Below are 14,753 nucleotides of genomic sequence, written 5' to 3' on the forward strand. Positions count from 1 at the left end.
GCCTTCGCTGATCGGGTGATTGATAAATATAATCTTAGTTAAACTTTTCAATAATTTCAGATTCTAGCTGTTTGAAATATTTAAGCGTTTTAACTTTTAATTCGAGTGTTGCTGGTTCATCACAGACGACCAGTGCTTTTGGGTGCATTTGCACGCAGCTCACTGTCCACATATGGTTAATTGAACCTTCAACTGCGGCATGAACTGCATTTGCTTTATTCGCACCTGTTGCAAGTACCATTAACTCTTCAGCATCCATTAATGTGGCGACACCGACAGTTAAAGCAAATTTTGGTACTTGATTGATATCGTTATCAAAGAAACGTGAGTTAGCTTGGCGCGTTTCTGGTGTTAATGTTTTAATGCGGGTCCGCGAGTTCAGTGAAGAACCGGGTTCATTAAAAGCAATGTGACCGTCGTTACCAACGCCGCCCATAAATAAATTAATTTTGCCGTAAGATTTAATTTTATCTTCATAACGTTGGCATTCCGCATCAACATCTGGGGCATTACCATTCAGTAAATTAATATTTTGCGCTTGAATGTCGATGTAGTTAAAGAAATTTTCATGCATAAATGTGTGATAGCTTTGAGGATGATTAGCTGGAATACCAATATATTCATCCATATTAAATGTTACCACATGCTTAAAACTGACTTTTCCTGCGTTATATAAAGCAATCAGTGCTTTATAAGTCGCAAGAGGGGTACCTCCTGTTGGTAACCCAAGAACGAAAGGGCGATCAGCAGTAGGGTTGAATGCGTTGATTTTGTCAGCGATATACTGTGCGGACCAAATGCCGACATCATGCGCATTGTTAAGTGGAATTAGCCTCATGTCTCAATTACCTCTAATAAGTCTGTGAAATCTTTCATGTATATATGTATCCCCGATGTTATTTATTAGATATAGGAATACTCGTTATACTTCAAATTTATTGTGCATTATCACTTGGTTGACATGCTGTTTTTTTTCAGGACATGCACTCAAGTGTGCTGAGAATATACAGGTTAATAGTATAAATAAGTTATTTTTAATCATAAAATAAGTTTTCATTAATAGCTAGTAATTTAGTCATATCAGTAACTCTTTCGTTGACATTTATCACAAATCGAACCTATTTATTTTGCATCGCGAAACAATTAATTTAGACTATGAAATTGATACTCTCAATAACCTAAATTATGATTTAGGTGTGTGAACAATAAGATCCCGTAAATGGGGCAAAAATAGGGCGATAAAGGGGGAGTTTGTGAATATTCTTAGCTACTTACAGCGGATTGGTAGGGCACTTATGGTGCCAGTTGCTGTACTACCAGCCGCAGCAATCCTGATGGGGATTGGCTATTGGATTGATCCAGATGGTTGGGGAGCCAATAGCGCAATCGCAGCGTTACTGATTAAATCGGGTGCGGCTATTATTGATAATATGTCCGTGCTGTTTGCTATTGGTGTTGCTTATGGAATGTCAAAAGATAAGGACGGTGCGGCTGCACTGACCGGTTTTGTCGGCTTTTTAGTGGTGACAACACTGTGTTCTCCAGCATCTTATTCCATGATCATGAATGTTCCGTTGGAAAGCGTTCCTGCGGCATTCGGTAAAATAAATAACCAGTTTGTGGGTATCTTAGTTGGGGTATTGTCTGCTGAATTGTACAACCGCTACAGTGGCGTAGAGCTACCAAAAGCGTTGTCTTTCTTTAGCGGTCGTCGCCTCGTGCCGATTTTGACATCGTTCTTAATGATCATTTTAGCCTTCATTCTGATGTATGTTTGGCCGGTGGTTTACAACGGTTTAGTCTCTTTCGGTGAAAGTATTAAAGATTTAGGCTCTGTGGGAGCGGGTATCTACGCATTCTTCAACCGTTTATTAATTCCAGTTGGTTTGCACCACGCGCTCAACTCGGTATTCTGGTTTGACGTTGCGGGTATCAATGATATTCCAAACTTCTTAGGCGGTGCTAAGTCTATTGAAGCAGGTCTGGCGACAGTGGGTATCACTGGTCGTTACCAAGCTGGTTTCTTCCCAATCATGATGTTTGGTTTGCCAGGTGCGGCATTAGCAATTTACCACTGCGCTCGCCCGGAAAATAAAGCCAAAGTGGCTGGTATTATGATTGCTGGTGCGTTTGCGGCATTCTTCACCGGTATCACTGAACCACTTGAGTTCTCATTCATGTTCGTGGCGCCAATTCTGTACGTAGTCCACGCATTGTTAACGGGTATTTCGGTTTATATCGCAGCAACAATGGAATGGATTTCAGGGTTCGGTTTCAGCGCAGGTTTAGTCGATATGTTATTGCAATCACGTAACCCATTAGCCGTTCAGTGGTATATGTTGATTGTTCAAGGCTTAGTCTTCTTCTGCATTTACTATGTCATTTTCCGTTTCATGATCCGTAAATTCAACCTGTTAACACCAGGCCGTGAAGAGAGCGCAGGTGATGAAACGATTGATGGTTATGACGAAAGCATTAGCCCTGCCGATAACAGTGACAGCGATATTCAAAAAGAAGCTCGCCAATATGTTGCAGCGGTTGGTGGTAGTGACAACATCGTCAGTATTGATGCCTGTATTACACGTTTACGTTTAGGCGTTAAAGATTCAGCTGTAGTTAATGATGCGATGACTAAGCGTTTAGGTGCTTCAGGTGTTATTCGCTTAAGCAAACAAAATGTTCAAGTGATTGTCGGTACACGTGCTGAATTAGTGGCAAAAGCAATGACTGAAGTGATTGCAAAAGGCCCTATTGCCGGTTCTGCGCCAGTTGCAGTGGCTGAAGAGAAAAAAGCCGCAGAGCCTGCGAAAGCAAAAGGTAATGTGATTTTATCTCTGGTTGCACCAGTAAGTGGCCAAGTGTTCTCCCTTGACGATGTTCCAGATGAAGCGTTCTCTAGCCGCATTGTGGGCGATGGTATTGCTATCAAACCAACAAGTAACGAAGTGCTAGCGCCTGCGTCAGGAACGGTAGTGAAGATCTTTGAAACTAACCATGCATTCTGCCTTGAAACAGAAAACGGTGTCGAACTCATTGTTCATATGGGGATAGATACGGTTGCACTGAAAGGGGAAGGTTGTGCACGTTTAGTGGAAGAAGGGGCGGAAGTGACAGCGGGCACACCTATCCTGAAATTAGATTTACCGTTCCTTGAAGCCAATGCTAAATCGATGATTAGCCCTGTTATCATCAGCAATATTGATGATTTTGCAGGCGTCGAGATTTTAGTTGAAGGCGACGTGAAAGCCGGTGAAACAGTTATTTATAATGTTCTGAAATAATTCAGTTTAATATTATAAGTGAGTAAGAGGGTGGCTTAGGCCACCCTCTTTTTTTATGCAGCTTAAATAAGAAAAAGATAATCATATAGGGTATAACAAATAATGATAATCAGTATCAATTGAGTCTAGTGCATAAAGAAAACATAATTAATTGTTAGCTTTGTGGGCAGTGTTTGGGATAACACACTCTTTTGATAAGGAACATCCATGCAGCAAAATGATGACATCATGAACATATTGAAGTGTAACCTTTGCCCTAGGTGTGGGGAACAAGATTGCCCTTTTCTGACATATGATAAGCGTGCTAAACAGATGATGGATGCATTTAGGCGAGGTGATTTTTTAGAAGCACAAAAAATATATATAAAAACATTTGCACAAACACTATCTATGCTCAGGGAGGATTTTAAAAGTAAAATCAAAATATATGAGTCAGTAACAGACAGCCTAAGATATAAAATTTTTGATAATCAAGCAGTAACAATTCCTCCTGCACTTACTTCAGCATTAAATGCTTCTTTATCAACCTTAAAACCGTCCCCTCTAATAATCAGCCATGCTGCACCAGTCAGTACTTTCAAACTCGGTGTCACCCCTCTTTCTAACAGTGACCCTCTAGGTACTGTTATTGGGCGGTCGGTGGGATTAGGTATTGGATTACTAACATATTCGCCACCAGCGGGTGCACCCGGAATAGATACATTACATGGCTTTTCAAAACATGATTTTGATTATTTAACAAGGAATACAAATACAGCAAGGACACCCGTTGGGGAACAATTAAGAGTACCAGAGGAACGAATATTAAGAGAGGTGAGTCGTAACAAGGGCATTGTTGAAACTTATGCCGTTCCTACAGAGCATATAAGTAATGGACAAAAAATTATTGAATTAACACCAACAAATTCACCAGTCGAGACTCGAGTTATACCAGCAATCCCCACTGAACAAAAAGGGCTTTTTAGTTATTCACTGCCAAATGAACAAAAAGATAGATATATACAGATAGGAAAACCTGAGGTTTTCACAGGTACTCCCTTACCTAACCCGAAGAGATTGAAATCGTTACCTGGTGAAATATATGATATTCAACGGCCTTCAGGCATCCCGATTAGTTCACCTTCTTTTCCAACTTCCGTTATAAATTCAAGTTCTAACCCGCAATCTCCTTTTATTATTGTTTTTTCTGAGAACATCGGTGTCAAGCCAATTTATATTGCGGCAAGCAAAGGCGGTAAGAAAAATAAAGGGAAGGGAAAAGACGATGAAAGAAAAGGTGTTAAAGAAAAAGGTCATTCTTATCATCCTGCACCTAAAGTTGATGAAATAAAAGGCTTAGGTGAATTAAAGCCAGTGCAAGGAAAAACGCCAAAACAAGGTGGTGGGGGACGGCGTAATCGGTGGGTTGGTGACAAAGGGCGTAAAATCTATGAGTGGGATTCTCAACATGGAGAATTGGAGGGATATAGAGGTAGTGATGGGCAGCATATAGGTGCATTCGATCCAAAAAGTGGTAAACAATTGAAACCAGCAGATCCTAAACGTAATATAAAAAAATATCTATGAAGAGGAATAAACAATGGGATTAAAACTACATACTCAATGGTTTGATAAGCAAACTGGTGAATTTATGGGTGAAGAATATTCAGAAGATTTTGGAGATGATGATTTTCTGATAGATAAAACAATTGATCCTAAAGATGAAAATATTATTAACAACGGAGTATTTGATTTGCAAAAAGAATGGGTAATTGAAATTCAAAGTCATGTCATTCATCAAATTGATTTAGATAAATTTGTGTATCAAGTATCATTTGATTATCGGGACGAATGGTAATTATTATTCATGTTTGAATGATGTTAAATAAAGGGAGTTGAGCTCCCTTTATTTGTATTCATCAAGTTGTGTTAATAATATTGGCGAAATCTCAAACAAGGTTGTCAAATCTGCATAAGCAAGGGGCTTTTTTCATCGATAAGATATTTTCTCAATGACTGATGAGGAATTTTCTGTGGAACTGCTTCTGTGCTTATTTGGCTTTATTTCGGGGATCACCACCGCACTATTTGGTTTTGGTGGCGGCTTTATCACCGTTCCACTGTTATACGCATTGATTACCTTAGTATGGGGGCCTCAAAGCGATGCCGGAGCCGTGGCGATGCAAATTGCGGTGGCAACATCCACATGTGTGATGATTTTTTCATCAACATTATCAAGTCGAGCTCATTATTTAAAAGGAAATCTCAGCTGGCCAATTATAAAGCCATTTATTATCCCCATTTCATTGGGGGGGATATTTGGGGCGATTGTGGCGTTATCAGTAGATAGTGCATTAATTCGTTGGATATTTATTGGTTATCTCATCATCACTATTTTAGATTGCTTTATTCGCCCCGGTTTTATGAAGATAGAATCTACGGGGATACAACTCTCTCGTGGTGGTATTTTTGCAGATACTCCGATTGGTGTGGTGATTGGCGCGGTAGCTGCATTTTTAGGGGTTGGCGGCAGTGTGATGACGGTTCCACTAATGCGACGCCGTGGTGCCAGTATGATCCAAGCCGCTGCCTTTGCGAACCCATTGACATTACCAATGGCGATCACGGGTACATTAACCTATTTTTATTTCGCTATTGATAAACACATTGACCTCGGATCGGGCTTTCTGGGGATGATCTATATCAAAGGGGCATTAATTTTAATTGTGACATCGTGGCTAGGGATCCGTTTTGCTTCTTTATTAATGCCTTACCTTAGCGATAAACGTCATGCCCAAAGTTATCCACTACTGTTACTCGTGGTTTTAGCTGTTATGTTGCTGGTTTAAAATCGCGTATTTCGGTGGGCAAAAATGAGGTTTTTGCCCTAAATTCCTTCTGATCATCGCTTTTGCCGCACTTGGCGCAATCAAACGGTTGTTTCCTGATTGATTATGGTAGAATATATTTAGTTACTACACGCTTTTAGCGCGCTTTTGGCATTGAGGAATGATGACAATGAATGAGGCAGATGCTCGCCCAACAAATTTTATCCGTCAGATCATAGATGAAGATCTGGCGACCGGGAAACACACGTCAGTGCATACGCGTTTTCCACCTGAACCGAATGGCTATTTACATATTGGTCATGCGAAATCAATCTGCTTGAATTTTGGCATTGCCAAGGATTATCAAGGCCAATGTAATTTGCGTTTTGATGATACAAACCCGGTAAAAGAAGATGTCGAATACGTTAACTCGATTCAAGAAGATGTTAAATGGCTTGGTTTTGAGTGGAGCGGCAATGTTCGTTATTCCTCTGACTACTTTGATACCTTGTATCAATATGCTATTGAGCTGATCAAAAAAGGCTTAGCTTATGTTGACGAGCTCAGTCCAGACGAAATTCGCGAATATCGTGGAACATTGAAAGAGCCGGGTAAAAATAGCCCATACCGTGAGCGCCTTATTGAAGATAACTTAGCATTATTCGAAAAAATGCGAGCGGGTGGCTTCGAAGAAGGAAAAGCGTGTTTACGTGCGAAAATCGATATGGCATCCCCATTTATGGTGATGCGCGATCCGGTTTTATATCGCATTAAATTTGCGGAACATCACCAATCCGGCAATAAATGGTGCATTTACCCAATGTATGACTTCACGCATTGTATTTCTGATGCATTAGAAGGTATTACACACTCTTTATGTACCTTAGAATTCCAAGACAACCGTCGTTTATATGATTGGGTATTAGATAATATCACCATTGATTGCCATCCACGTCAGTACGAGTTCTCTCGTCTGAATTTGGAATACACGGTGATGTCTAAGCGTAAACTGAACCAATTAGTCACCGAAAAACACGTCAATGGTTGGGATGATCCACGTATGTTAACCATTTCAGGTTTACGTCGTCGTGGTTATACCGCAGCCTCTATTCGTGAATTTTGCCAACGTATTGGTGTGACAAAACAAGACAACAATGTTGAAATGGCCTCTTTAGAGTCCTGTATTCGTGATGATCTGAATGAGTCGGCACCACGTGCTATGGCGGTTATCGACCCAGTTCGTGTTGTCATTGAAAATATGCCAGCGGGTGAAGAGATTTTAACAGCGCCAAACCATCCAAATAAACCGGAGATGGGAACGCGCCAAGTGCCATTTAGCAATGAAATTTATATTGACCGTGCTGACTTCCGCGAAGAAGCGAATCGCCAATATAAACGTTTAGTGTTAGGCAAAGAAGTGCGTTTGCGTAATGCTTACATCATTAAAGCAGAGCGTGTTGAAAAAGACGCAGAGGGTAACATCACAACCATCTACTGCACTTATGATGCAGGCACATTAAATAAAGACCCAGCAGATGGCCGTAAAGTGAAAGGCGTTATTCATTGGGTAAGTGTCGCTCACGCATTACCTGCAGAAATTCGTCTGTATGACCGTTTATTCACTGTGCCAAACCCAGGTGCAGAAGACGATTTCTTATCGGTTATCAATCCAGATTCACTGGTTATTCGTCAAGGTTTTGTTGAGCCGAGCCTGAAAAATGCCGTGGCAGAAAAAGCGTATCAGTTTGAACGCGAAGGCTATTTCTGTGCGGATAACAAGTTAAGTAGTGCAGAACATTTAGTCTTTAATCGGACGGTGGGGTTGCGTGATACTTGGGCGAAACTCGAGTTTAACTAAAATCCTCGTTATCCTTCGCGCTGTAGGTGTGTTAGCTTCACCCACTAGCCCTAGTCACATACTTATGTATGCTCCTAGGGTCTAGCGGTCTTGCTGCCTTCCTACAACACGAATGATTTAGAGGATTACCCCTGATAAATGAATTATTTAGGGGGCCTGATCGAGTATTAGAACAAAAAACGCTGACATTTATTATGTCAGCGTTTTTTTATAGTAGCCTACAAAATCAACAGAACCTATTCGGATTTGTTATCCACTTTTTCTTTTAATAATTCATGCAGATATTCATTCGCGGAAGTCACATTACCTTGCGCATCTTTAACTTGATACTCTTCGCCAGTAATGGACGATTTTGAAGCTACGTTATCAATAAATTGTTCTACAGTTTTGAGGCGTTTTTCTGTTTTACGCAGTTTTAATCGCAAATGAGATTCTGCGTCAGCGGCAGAATATTCAGTGCCATTACGTGTAAAAGTAAGATTTTGTTGTTTACCAAGCTCTGCTAATAATGATTCAGTACGCATTTTTTCTTCAGGGCTTAGCGCAAGGGCTTGAGTAGTCACAAAAACGCTTAAAAAAAGGACTAAAGCAGATGAAAAACGGTTTGATAGTTGGGCTGTGAGTGATTGCACGAATTTCTCTCCATAGAAAAAAGGTGAGTAAATTATAAGCAGTCTTTTAATTTAAACTATCGGTAAGATTCCTAGAATTCAATAAATGGTCATCTGTTAAGGCATAAACCGATAACCAATTCCTGTTTCGGTTAATAAGTGAATAGGGCGTGCTGGGTCATTTTCTAATTTTTGCCGTAGATGGCCCATGTAGATGCGTAAGTAATGATTATGTTCCACATAATTAGGCCCCCAGACTTGCAGTAATAAGTGCCTCTGAGTTAATACTTTACCGCTGTTAGCCACGAGTTCACTGAGTAAACGAAATTCAATCGGGGTTAGATGAAGTTCTTCATTTTGTTTGGTCACGACACGATTAATAAAGTCGATGGTAATATCCCCAAACTGGCATTTTGAGTTTTCTTGAGTGGCTTTGCCGAAGCGCCGTAAAGCCACTCTAACTCGAGCCAGTAACTCACTAATTCCGAAGGGTTTTGTGAGGTAATCATCAGCACCTGCATCCAATGCTGCCACTTTTTGTGATTCTTCTTCACGAGCGGATAAAACAATAATCGGAATACTACTCCACTGACGTAGATCACGAATTAAATCAAGCCCATCACCATCGGGTAAGCCAAGGTCTAAAATTAACAAATCAGGTTGTCGCGTACCGGATTCAATGAGGCCGCGTTGGTAATTTTCCGCCTCAAATACCTTCCAGCCTTCGCCTTCCAGCGCTAAGCGAACAAAGCGGCGGATTTCTTTTTCATCTTCAACAACCAGAATTTGATGGCTAGTACTCACAATATTGCTAATCCTTTTATGTTTCTACTTCGATATCAGGGTGTTGCTTTAAAGGTAAGACAAAATGGAAACTCGCTCCACCTTTATTATTGTTCTGCGCCCAAATTTCGCCTTCATGTAACTGAATAATAGCACGACAAATGGCGAGCCCTAAGCCAACACCTGGAATTGCGGACTCTTTTTGTGCTCGAGAAAATTTATCAAAAATGGTTTTTTCTTGCCCGTTTGGAATCGCATTGCTGGCATCCCATATTTCAATATGAATTTTTTGCCCTTCAACTGTAGCTCGAATACCAATCGGGGTATCGTCATGACTGTATTTTACGGCATTTTCTAATAGGTTGATTAACACCCGTTCAATCAAGTTAGCATCACAATAAAGTAATAAGTCTGCTGGAATATCAATTTCTAAAGGATGGCTGTGTAAGGTGTAATCTAAGGTTCTAACAGCACTACTGGTAATTTCTTGCAGTGATTCCCAGGCTAAATTGGGCTGAATACTGCCAGATTGTAAGCGAGCCATATCCAGTAAATTATTCACCAAGCGCGAAGTGCTAAGTACTTGCTGGCGCATTTGGTTCACTTGCTCTGTTAATGGTGAGTTTTCCGCAGACAAATTCAACATTAAGATTTCGGTTTGGCCGAATAAAACGGTGAGCGGTGTTTTTAGGTCATGAGACAATGCGGCAAGTAAGGAGTTTCTTAGTTGTTCACGTTCAATATCTAATTTGGCTGATTCAGCTTGTTTGGTCAGTTGCAGACGCGCAAGAGCGCTCGCTATCAGCCCCGTAAAGGTTTGCAGCATGCGTTGTTGTTCTGGGATCAATAACTGGCGCATGTTTCTTGGTTCAATGGCAAGAACAGCAAGGGTTTGATCGGCAGTGGTGATAGGTTGCAATTGATAGGGAACGCTTGGTAGTGTATCCGTGCCAGCACCGGCGGGTTGACGCTTATCAAAACACCATTTAGCAATGGCTTTATCAATCAGCATTTCACTGTGACCTTCACATTTTAATGGTGATAACTGGCTGTTTTCATCGGGGAGTAGCAAGCAGCTTTTGGCTTGAAATGCATTATTCAGGAAATGGTACCCAGTTCTCCCGATATCATCTGTCGTGATAGCTTGTCCTAATTCTTTTGTCATTTCATATAGGTGACGTGTTCGCTGCTCTCGATACCGAGCGATACGAGCTTGGTAGCGCATACCTGCAGTTAAATTCCCCACAACAACCCCCACAATTAGCATCACTGTAAACGTGACTAAATATTGCATATCCATGATAGCAAGGGAGAAATGGGGCTGAACAAAGAACAGATCAAAACTGATCACGTTGACCAGAGCGGCGAAAACAGAGGGGCGTCGGCCATAAAATAATGCGATTAACACGACACCTAATAGATAGAGTGTCACGAGGTTGGCTTTATCGAGAGCCAGTAAAAAGGTGCGTGAAAATAAGGTGATAGCGGCACACATCACGATAGCCATTAAATAGCCATTCATATCCGATCGCCATTTTTCAGAGAACGGCTTTCTTTCTGGTTCTTTGTCCCACTCGCTTTTCTCTTCAAGCGCGACAATCACTAAATCCAGATCAGGGCCGAGCTTACCAAGACGATCGGCAAAACCGGGACGTAAATTGAGCTTAAACCATTTGTTTGCTTTATTACGCCGACCAATCAATATCTTCCCTAAATTATGTTCTCGGGCATAACGTAATATCGCTTTTTCTTCCGAAGGATCAGATAAAGTTGCCGTTTCAGCACCTAAGTCTTGAGCAAGACGTAACGCTTTTAAGATAGCTCTACGCTGGGGTTCAGGTAGCTGATGAAGCGAGGGAGTTTCAACATAAACAGCATGCCAGACACTACCGAATTTTGCAGCAAGTCGTGCGGCTGTACGGACTAATTTTTCATTTCCGGTATTATGGCCAATGCATAGCAAGAGCCCATCGCGAGTGTGCCATACGGGGGCTTGGCCTTTACCATCACGAAATTCACGCATCTGGTCATCAACCCGGTCAGCAGTACGCCGAAGAGCCAGCTCACGTAGGGCAATTAAATTTCCTTTGCGGAAAAAATGCTCAATAGCGCGTTCGGCTTGCCCCGGTATATATACTTTGCCTTCTTTAAGGCGTTGTCGTAGGTCGTCAGGAGGAAGATCAACTAATACCACCTCATCAGCTGCATCAAAAATATGATCTGGAACTGTTTCTCGTACGCGAATACCTGTAATACTTCCCACGATGTCATTCAGGCTTTCAATGTGTTGAACGTTGATGGTTGTCAGTACGTCAATTCCGGCATCAAGGAGTTCTTCGACATCTTGCCAACGTTTAGGGTGGCGGCTGCCATGGGGGTTACTAAATGCTAATTCATCCATTAAAATTATGGCTGGATGCCTAGCAATTGCTGCGTCAATATCGAAACCATTTAGGCGGCGACCGTGATGAGTTATGCGCCTAGGTGGCAACAGAGAAAGGCCGTCAAGTAGCGCGGCCGTTTCTTCTCTTTCATGGGTTTCTACTACGCCAATCAGCACATCTAGCCCTTGAGCTCTGAGTCTCTGTGCTTCTTGCAGCATGGCATACGTTTTTCCAACACCAGCACAGGCACCGAAAAAAATCTTTAATTTGCCACGCCCAATTTCATTGGCTTTGACCAAGAGTTCATCAGGGTTAGGGCGAATAGGTTCTTGATTGTCCATCACAGCCCCTAGTGAGTTTGACTGTTTATTTGTTGTTGATATTCATCAAGTGCTAAGTTCAGTTTTAGCACATTAATGACGGGTTCACCTAAAAAGGGCAACAATGCCTGTTCAGTATGCGTTTCTATCAATGATTTTACTGTATCTAATGGAATTTGCCTGCTTTTTGCAATACGTGGAGCTTGGTATAACGCTGCATCAATAGAAATATTGGGGTCTAAGCCACTGGCGGAAGACGTGAGTAAATCTACTGGGATGGCATTACCTGCATCGGGGTTCTCTGCGCGCAGTTGTTCGCTACGCTCTGCCATCGTTTGTTGTAATAATGGGTTACTGACAGCCAAATTACTTCCACCAGAAGCTAAGGTATTGTAGGGGATATCGACAGTTGCTGAGGGGCGACCGTGAAAATAGCGAATATTACCCACATTTTGCCCGATTAAGGCAGAACCAACAATGCGCTCATCTTGTATGAGTAAAGAACCGTGAGCCTGCCATGGAAAAAAAATATTAGCGAGGCCAGTCACCATTAATGGGTAAGCAATACCTGTAAAAATGGTGAGTATAAATAACATAATCATCGACGAACGGATCATATTCATAATCAATTCCTTATATCCCAAAGAGGCTAATAAATAGATCAATCAGTTTGATCCCAATAAATGGCACGAGCAGCCCACCTAAACCATAAATGCCTAAGTTACGTTGCAATAATGATTGAGAGCTCATTGGCCGATAATTAACCCCTTTAATCGCGAGTGGGATCAAGAAGATAATGATCAATGCGTTAAAGATAACCGCAGAGAGGATAGCGGATGCAGGTGAGTGTAATTGCATAATATTTAACGCATTTAACTGTGGCCAAGTCACTGCAAAAGCTGCAGGGATAATGGCAAAATATTTAGCAATATCGTTAGCAATACTGAATGTGGTTAATGAGCCACGGGTCATCAGCATTTGTTTACCAATATGCACTACTTCAATCAACTTGGTTGGGTTGGAGTCTAAATCCACCATGTTACCGGCTTCTTTTGCAGCTTGAGTGCCAGAGTTCATTGCCACTGCGACATCCGCTTGTGCGAGTGCTGGCGCATCGTTGGTGCCGTCACCCGTCATGGCAACCAAGCGACCCTCGGATTGATATTGGCGGATCAGTGCCAGTTTGGCTTCAGGTGTCGCCTCAGCAAGAAAATCATCGACGCCTGCTTCGGCTGCAATTGCGGCTGCTGTTAAATGGTTATCTCCGGTGATCATCACGGTTTTGATGCCCATACTACGCATTTGAGAGAAGCGTTCTTTCATGCCCCCTTTGACGATATCTTTTAATGCTACGACACCTAAAACCGTTTTATTATCAACCACCACAAGTGGCGTTCCACCTAAATGGGCGACTTTTTCGACCAGTTGATCCGCTTCGACAGGAAATTTACTGTGGTTGGCTTCGATATAACGGCGGATGGCATCCGCAGAGCCCTTGCGGATCATTCGTTCGCCAATATTGACACCACTCATACGTGTCATTGCGGAGAAAGGAACAAAAGTTGCATTCAGGGCATGAATGTCTCTTTCACGTAAATTGAATTTTTGTTTTGCCAGTACCACAATACTGCGGCCTTCTGGCGTTTCATCCGCTAAAGATGATAATTGTGCGGCATCCGCCAGTTGCTGCTCTGTAATATCCGTTAGTGGTAAAAATTCAGAGGCTTGGCGGTTTCCCAGTGTAATGGTCCCCGTTTTATCGAGTAATAGGACGTCAACATCTCCTGCTGCTTCCACGGCACGGCCGCTGGTGGCAATCACATTCGCACCTAGCATGCGACTCATTCCTGCCACACCGATGGATGACAGCAATCCACCAATGGTTGTTGGAATCAAGCAGACTAATAACGCTATCAACACTAAAATAGAAACGGCACTGCCTGCACCTGCATGCTCTGCGGCAAAAACGGTGAATGGGTATAAGGTGGCACAAACTAAAACAAAGATAATAGTCAGCGCGGTTAACAAAATAGTTAAGGCAATTTCATTTGGCGTTTTACGGCGTTGTGCGCCTTCAACCATGGAAATCATTCTATCTAAGAAGGTTTCACCGGGATTGACGGTACACTCGACTATCAGCCAATCGGAAAGTACGCGAGTTCCGCCTGTCACTGAAGAGAAATCACCACCAGATTCGCGGATCACGGGAGCGGATTCCCCCGTGATGGCACTTTCATCCACGGAAGCACCACCTTCGATGACTTCGCCATCACAAGGAATGGTTTCTCCGGCACGGATCAACACAATATCGCCTTTGCGTAACTGATCTGAACTCACGATATCTTGGTTCGCCTCCAATGAGGCCGAAGCTAACCGTGTGGCGCTACTTTGTTGTTTAACACCTTTTAAGCTCTGTGCTTGGGCTTTGCTTCGCCCTTCGGCAAGCGCTTCTGCAAAGTTGGCAAAAATCACTGTGAACCACAGCCAAAGGGTGATCATTCCACTGAACCAAGCACTGCCTTGTGTGTAATCCATTACCATAGCTAGCCAGAGTAACGTGGTGATCATACTGCCAATATAGACCACAAACATGACTGGATTACGCCATTGCGCTTGTGGTGTACATTTTTTGATAGATTCAATAATGGATTGTTTAATTAATTGATTATTGAATAATTTAGTTTGTTTATTTTTCATTTTTCTTTCCTC

The 14,753-nt window shown here is 42.1% G+C and carries 11 protein-coding genes; 5 read left to right on the plus strand and 6 right to left on the minus strand.

What is annotated here, in order from left to right:
• Positions 1-34 precede the first annotated feature (34 nt).
• Positions 35-838 carry a glucosamine-6-phosphate deaminase gene (nagB, locus tag PSF28_RS19165; RefSeq protein ID WP_272666445.1) on the minus strand — a complete coding sequence of 268 codons (804 nt, stop codon included), beginning with the start codon at positions 836-838 and terminating at the stop codon, positions 35-37.
• 457 nt (positions 839-1,295) lie between these two features.
• Between nagB and nagE the strand changes: the two genes are divergently transcribed.
• The 5 genes from nagE to glnS all read left to right on the plus strand — a co-directional run bounded on the left by nagE (position 1,296) and on the right by glnS (position 7,946).
• Positions 1,296-3,281 (plus strand): N-acetylglucosamine-specific PTS transporter subunit IIBC, encoded by a 1,986-nt coding sequence (gene nagE / locus PSF28_RS19170; RefSeq protein ID WP_442958821.1) that lies wholly within the window; start codon positions 1,296-1,298, stop codon positions 3,279-3,281.
• 207 nt (positions 3,282-3,488) lie between these two features.
• Complete coding sequence (locus tag PSF28_RS19175; protein ID WP_272685487.1) at positions 3,489-4,847, plus strand: colicin E3/pyocin S6 family cytotoxin; 1,359 nt, start codon at positions 3,489-3,491, stop codon at positions 4,845-4,847.
• Positions 4,848-4,860: 13 nt separating this feature from the next.
• Entirely contained in the window at positions 4,861-5,118 is a 258-nt protein-coding gene (locus PSF28_RS19180) for a colicin E3-like toxin immunity protein (RefSeq protein ID WP_115167737.1), read from the plus strand.
• A 175-nt stretch (positions 5,119-5,293) separates the two neighbouring features.
• On the plus strand, positions 5,294-6,109 hold the full coding sequence (locus tag PSF28_RS19185) for a sulfite exporter TauE/SafE family protein (RefSeq protein ID WP_272685488.1): 816 nt from the start codon (positions 5,294-5,296) through the stop codon (positions 6,107-6,109).
• 169 nt (positions 6,110-6,278) lie between these two features.
• On the plus strand, positions 6,279-7,946 hold the full coding sequence (gene glnS / locus PSF28_RS19190; RefSeq protein ID WP_272685489.1) for a glutamine--tRNA ligase: 1,668 nt from the start codon (positions 6,279-6,281) through the stop codon (positions 7,944-7,946).
• Between the two features lie 236 nt (positions 7,947-8,182).
• On the opposite strand, the gene PSF28_RS19195 is transcribed toward glnS, so the two are convergent.
• From PSF28_RS19195 to kdpB, 5 genes are all read right to left on the minus strand, one after another.
• Positions 8,183-8,578 (minus strand): DUF5329 family protein, encoded by a 396-nt coding sequence (locus PSF28_RS19195; protein ID WP_272685490.1) that lies wholly within the window; start codon positions 8,576-8,578, stop codon positions 8,183-8,185.
• Positions 8,579-8,674: 96 nt separating this feature from the next.
• Positions 8,675-9,361: a two-component system response regulator KdpE gene (gene kdpE, locus PSF28_RS19200; RefSeq protein WP_004909034.1), complete on the minus strand. Its 687-nt coding sequence runs from the start codon at positions 9,359-9,361 to the stop codon at positions 8,675-8,677.
• A gap of 16 nt (positions 9,362-9,377) precedes the next feature.
• Positions 9,378-12,065 carry a two-component system sensor histidine kinase KdpD gene (kdpD, locus tag PSF28_RS19205; RefSeq protein ID WP_210839357.1) on the minus strand — a complete coding sequence of 896 codons (2,688 nt, stop codon included), beginning with the start codon at positions 12,063-12,065 and terminating at the stop codon, positions 9,378-9,380.
• A gap of 8 nt (positions 12,066-12,073) precedes the next feature.
• Positions 12,074-12,667: a potassium-transporting ATPase subunit KdpC gene (gene kdpC / locus PSF28_RS19210; protein WP_210839359.1), complete on the minus strand. Its 594-nt coding sequence runs from the start codon at positions 12,665-12,667 to the stop codon at positions 12,074-12,076.
• Between the two features lie 10 nt (positions 12,668-12,677).
• Positions 12,678-14,741, minus strand: coding sequence for a potassium-transporting ATPase subunit KdpB (gene kdpB / locus PSF28_RS19215; RefSeq protein WP_272685491.1), 2,064 nt, complete (start codon positions 14,739-14,741; stop codon positions 12,678-12,680).
• Positions 14,742-14,753 lie beyond the last annotated feature (12 nt).

It is taken from the genome of Providencia sp. PROV130 (assembly GCF_028482225.1).
Lineage (GTDB): Bacteria > Pseudomonadota > Gammaproteobacteria > Enterobacterales > Enterobacteriaceae > Providencia > Providencia rettgeri.